At 64.9% G+C, this 5,272-nt stretch carries 2 protein-coding genes and 1 pseudogene; all 3 read left to right on the top strand.

The genetic code is table 11. From position 1 onward, the window contains the following. Positions 1-290, top strand: a pseudogene (locus tag WA702_RS30650) (HlyD family type I secretion periplasmic adaptor subunit); the annotation flags it as partial. A 535-nt stretch (positions 291-825) separates the two neighbouring features. Then, positions 826-4,215: a beta strand repeat-containing protein gene (locus WA702_RS30645; protein WP_425114280.1), complete on the top strand. Its 3,390-nt coding sequence runs from the start codon at positions 826-828 to the stop codon at positions 4,213-4,215. An 87-nt stretch (positions 4,216-4,302) separates the two neighbouring features. Continuing rightward, positions 4,303-5,272 (top strand): tetratricopeptide repeat protein (locus tag WA702_RS30640; RefSeq protein WP_425114279.1); only part of this gene is annotated, 970 nt, incomplete at its 3' end.

Raw genomic sequence — 5,272 nt, 5'->3', positions numbered from 1 at the left:
GTCAGGCCGCCTTCGTTCGCTTCTCGGCCTTCAATCAGCGCACCACCCCGCAACTCAGCGGACAGGTCTCGTTCGTGTCGCCCGACACCACGGCGGATCCGAAATCGAACGCGACCTTCTACACGGTGCGGATCGTGCTGTCCGAAGACCAGCGGCATCGGCTCGGCAGCTCACAGCTCATGCCGGGCATGCAGGCGGAAGTGTTCGTGCAGACCGGCAAGCGCACGATGCTGAGCTATCTGATGAAGCCGCTCACCGAGCAGCTCCGGCGCGCCTTCGTCGAGGAATGAGCTCACGCGCCGTGCGCTTGCGCCGCATCGGGATCGATGCGGCATCAGTACAATGATCTTCCCGTCGGCTCGTCCCGCCCCGCAGTCAGCTGTCACGCTGAGCGGCCGCTTGTGTTGCCTGCTCCAAGGCAACACCGAAGAAGGCAATATTGAAGAGGGCACCGCCCTCAAACGCACCATTCTCCGCGGCTTGTCGTCGCACGCAGTCTGTGACGCGCCGCGAAAAGCGGGCGACTTATTGGCCACAAGGTGCCGACGGCCTTGCGAAAGATGGCCGCGGATCGCTCTCCGAAATGAAATCAATGACTTCGCGTGTGGCGTGACGCGGACGCGAACGATTCAAATGCCCGAACAACAACAAACTTGCGAGCGGCGCTGTGCGCTATTCAGCCCCTTTTGAGCAATCAATTGCAGCCGTCCTTGCACAACCGCCGTTCCTGACTATCGGCACGCACCGGCTTGAACGGGCCTTGTCATTCTACGCATCCCCGTATCTGCGATGTGCGCACGGGATGAATTTGGGGAGAGACGATCAATGGCAACGAACACCTTCAATCCGACCGCGCTCGCGAACGGCACATCGAACCTGCTGGTGCGCGCGGATGCGCTCAACCAGTCGACCGATCTGGTGCAGGCCGGTGTCGTCTTCAACGACGCGGTTCGCGCCTCGCTCGGCCTGTTCAGTCTGGCGGGCAGCGGCAATTCCAATCCCTTCCTCAGCAGCTACACGACTGACATCCACGCGGTGCAGAACGACATCGCAGCGATGCTGGCCGATCCCGCCCATGTCACCCTCGGTGGCCAGACCTTCGCGCTGAATGCCACCGACACCGCCGTGCTCACCAACGTAGAATCGCATCTGGGCACGCTGATCACCGCCGCCGGACAGCTCACCAATGCCGCGACGATGTCGGCAGCGAGCCAGACCCTTCATGCGGTTCAGAGCGAGATCCTGCAGGAAATCAGTGGTGACGCACACCTGTCCGGCGCCCTGAACAACGTGCCGTTCCTGGCCAACACGGGGGCCAATGACGTTGGGTTCCAGAACTCGCCGGCGGGCGCGGACGATCCGACGTCTCTGGCGGCAGCGACGGCGGGCAACAGCCTCAAGGACGTCGGCACGGTGTTCAACAAGGTCGTCGATCTGGCCTCGGGCGACATCAATGCCCACAATGTGCAGGAGATCACGACCGATCTCACCGCGGTTCAGAGCGGCCTCACCGCCATCCTCAACAATAAGACCCAGCTCGCCCAGATCGAGGCCGGTGAAACCGCCAATGCTGCTGCGCTGACCACGATCCATCTGCAGACCGCGCTCGGCCAGATCAATCTCGAGCTGACCAAATACGTGAATGCGGAGACGACGGGCAATCAGGCCGCCCTGCGCGGTACTGCCGACAATCTGCTCGACATTATCGATATCGTCCAGGGTGATGCCAACCTCAATACGGCGGCCGGCGGCAACGGCAATGCAGGTCATGCCGGCGGCTTCGCCGAGGATCCGGGCGGGCTCACCGGCACTGTCACCAAGTTCCAGGACAACCAGGCGCAGACCAACTTCTGGGCGGCTTTCCTGGCCGAGGCGAACACCATCAATGCGCATCTGACCAAGATCTCGACCGGCGCCGAACAGGCCAGCCAGACCTTGATCACGCAGATCCAGAACTACCAGCAGTTCGGCGCCAATTTCGACGCCGCTCAGGGCGCGGTGTTCCAGGGCCGCTTCGATAACGAGCTGAACAACGGCACGCTGGAGGCCGACACTAATGCCGCCGTGCACGGGCTGCAGGGCATTCTCAACGGCGACACCGGCGCGGCGCTCGCCGCCGACAACGCCGCGATCGCAGCCGCAGGCCAGGGCTTTGCGGCCGACGCGATGGACGTCTCCGGCAACAATATCGCCATCGGCGGTGCGACCTATGTCGGCACCGCGACGACGGTCTCCAGCGCGACGTCCGTCCATGGCCTGGCCCATGGCAGCATTCCCGTCACCGCCAACCCGAATATCGCGGAGGGCACCGGCGGCACCGCGACGACTCCTCCCACAGGCGGCGGCGGTGGTGGCACCGGCGGTGGTGGCAGCACCGGCGGCGGCACGACGACGCCGATCAATTTCAGCCATACCGCGCTTGCCAACGGGACGTCGAACCTGCTGACGCGCGCGTCCGCGCTGCAACACTCGACCGACCTGATGCAGGCTGGTGTCGTGTTCAATGACGCGGTCCGAGCGTCGAGCGGCCTGTTCAGCCTGGCGGGGAGCGGCAACTCGACCCCCTTCCTCACCAGCTATCAGGGCGACATCACCGCCGTGCAGACCGATATCGCGGCGATGCTAGCCGATCCCGCCCACGTCACCCTCGGTGGCCAGACCTTCGCGCTGAACACGACCGATACCGCCGTGCTCACCAACATCGAAGCGCAGTTGGGCACGCTGCTCAATGCGGCCGGACAGGTCACCAATGCCGCGACACTGGCGGCAGCGGACCAGACCATTCATTCAGTCCAGCAGGAGATCCTGCAGGAGATCCACAACGACGCGCATCTCTCGACTGCCCTCAACAACGTCACCTACCTGGCCAAGACCGGCGCCACCGACGTCGGCTTCCAGGCCTCGCCGGCGGGTGCGGACGATCCGGCATCCCTGGCTGCGGCGACGGCCGGCCACAGCCTGCATGATGTCGGCACGGTGTTCAACAAGGTCATGGAGCTGGCCTCGGGCGGCATCCATGCGGGCGACCTGCAGGAGATCACGACCGATCTCACCGCGGTTCAGAGTGGCCTCACAGCCATCCTCAACAACAAGACCCAGCTCGCCCAGATCGAGGCCGGTGAAACCGCCAACGCTGCAGCGCTGACCACGATCCACCTGCAGACAGCGCTCGGCCAGATCGGCCTTCAGCTCGACAAGTACAACGCCGCGGAGACCACCGGCAATCAGGCCGCACTGCGCGGCACCTCGGACAATCTGCTCGACATCATCGATATCATCCAGGGTGATGCGAACCTCAACACCGCGGCCGGCGGCAACGGCAATGCCGGCCACGCCGGCGGCTTCGCCGAGGATCCCGGCGGGCTCACCGGCACCGTTACCAAATTCCAGGACAACCAGGCGCAGACCAATTTCTGGGCGGCGTTCCTCTCCGAGGCCAACACGATCAATGCACATCTGGCGAAGATCTCGACCGGCACCGAGCAGGCAAGCCAAACCTTGATCACGCAGATCCAGAACTATCAGCACTTCGGCGCCACTTTCGACGGAGCCCAAGGCGCAGTGTTCCAGGGCCGCTTCGACAACGAGCTGCTGCACGGCACGCTGGAGGCCGACGCCAACGCCGCGGTCCAGGGCCTGCAAGGCATTCTCAATGGCGATACTGGCGCAGCGCTCGCCGCCGACCAGGCGATGATCAACGCTGCCGGCCAGGGCTTTGCGGCCGACGCGATGGACGTCTCCGGCAATAACGTCCCGGTCAATGGTGGGACCTATGTCGGCACTGCGACCACGGTGGCGACCGCGACCTCGATCAATGGTACGGCCCATGGCAGCATTCCGGTGACGGCAACTCCGAATGTTGCCGAGGGCACCGGCGGCACGGCGACGAGCAGCACAACGACGGGCGGAACGACCACCCCGGGCGGCGGCACGACGACCGCCGGCGGAACGGGCTCCGGCGGCGACCACAGCACCGGTGGCACCACGACGGCAAGTGGTGGCACTACGTCCGGAGGCAGCACGACGACGGGCGGCACCACGACGGGCACAAGCTCCGGCGGCACCACAACGGCCAATAACGGCCACTGCGGCGGCTGCGGCGAACACGACCAAGGCCATCACGATCATCACGGCCAAGCAGCCGCTTCTATTGCGGAGGCTGCTCAGCAGTTCGACATGTCGCATCACCACGCGATGACGCACATGTGGGGCTGAGACCTAGCGGCGGATCGACGACATTGGGCCGGCGCAGCATGTTGCGCCGGCCTCCTGATGAGCGACTGTATCGCAGCAAAGACAATCATGAACGAGCCTGCCATCGCCGTCCGTCCACGTCTGGTTTCAGCGTCGACCACCCCTCCTGGCCAGCCTATGCCGCCCGCCGACGCCGCGACGCTCAGCGCAGCGGAGCAGGCCTATCGGCGCGTGCTGACCGCGCAGCCGCGTCATTTCCGAACGCTATGCGGGCTCGCCATGATCCGGCTGCAGCTTGGCGACATCGGTGAGGCCGAGATGCTGCTCCGCCAGGCTGCCGACGCCGCGGACGCAGCCGACGCGCCCCCCATGCTCGGCCACGCGTTCGCGAGCCTCGGTGATGGCTGCCGACGGCTCGGCCGTCACCGCGACGCGATCGTTCATTACACACAAGCACTTGCGATCCACCCGGAAACATCGGGCGTGCTCCTCAATATCGGCGGCTGCCATCAGGCGGTCGCGCAGTTCGAACCTGCCATCCAGGCCTTCCAGCGGGCGCTTGCGCACGACCCTCGTCTCCCCGAGGCGCACTACAATCTCGGCAACATCTATCTGGAGACGAACAATTGGGCCGCCGCGGTGTCGCATTACGAGCAGGCCCTGGCCGGCCGTCCAGACTTCCCGCAGGCGCATAACAATCTCGCCAATGCGCTCCAGAAGGGCGGACGCTATGCGGAAGCGATCAGCCATTATGATGAGGCGGTCCGGGCCGACCCGCATTATGCAGCGGCCCTCCGCAATCGCGGCGATGCGCTGCGCGCGATCAAGTGCTTCGACGATGCGATCGCCAGCTATCGATCCGCGCTTGCGGTCGCATCGGCCAACGCGGCAACGTTGAATCATCTCGCCACCACGCTGACCATCGAGGGCCGGCTCGACGAAGCGGGCCGCGCCTATGAGGCCGCACTCGCGCTCGAACCCGACAATATCGGCCTCCAGCTCAACTACGCCGCTATCAAGCGGTTCGTCGCGGACGATCCGCGGCTGCCGCTTCTGCAAGCGCTGGCGGCCCGCGAAG

Source organism: Bradyrhizobium sp. (assembly GCF_049798375.1).
Classification (GTDB): domain Bacteria; phylum Pseudomonadota; class Alphaproteobacteria; order Rhizobiales; family Xanthobacteraceae; genus Bradyrhizobium.
Note: the sequence above shows the minus strand (reverse complement) of the source record. Positions and strands in the feature narration are given on the sequence as shown.

What these genes read in the sequence shown, in the direction of transcription:
- WA702_RS30645 (WP_425114280.1), top strand. Translation starts at nt 826, where the DNA reads ATGGCAACGAACACCTTCAATCCGACCGCGCTCGCGAACGGCACATCG.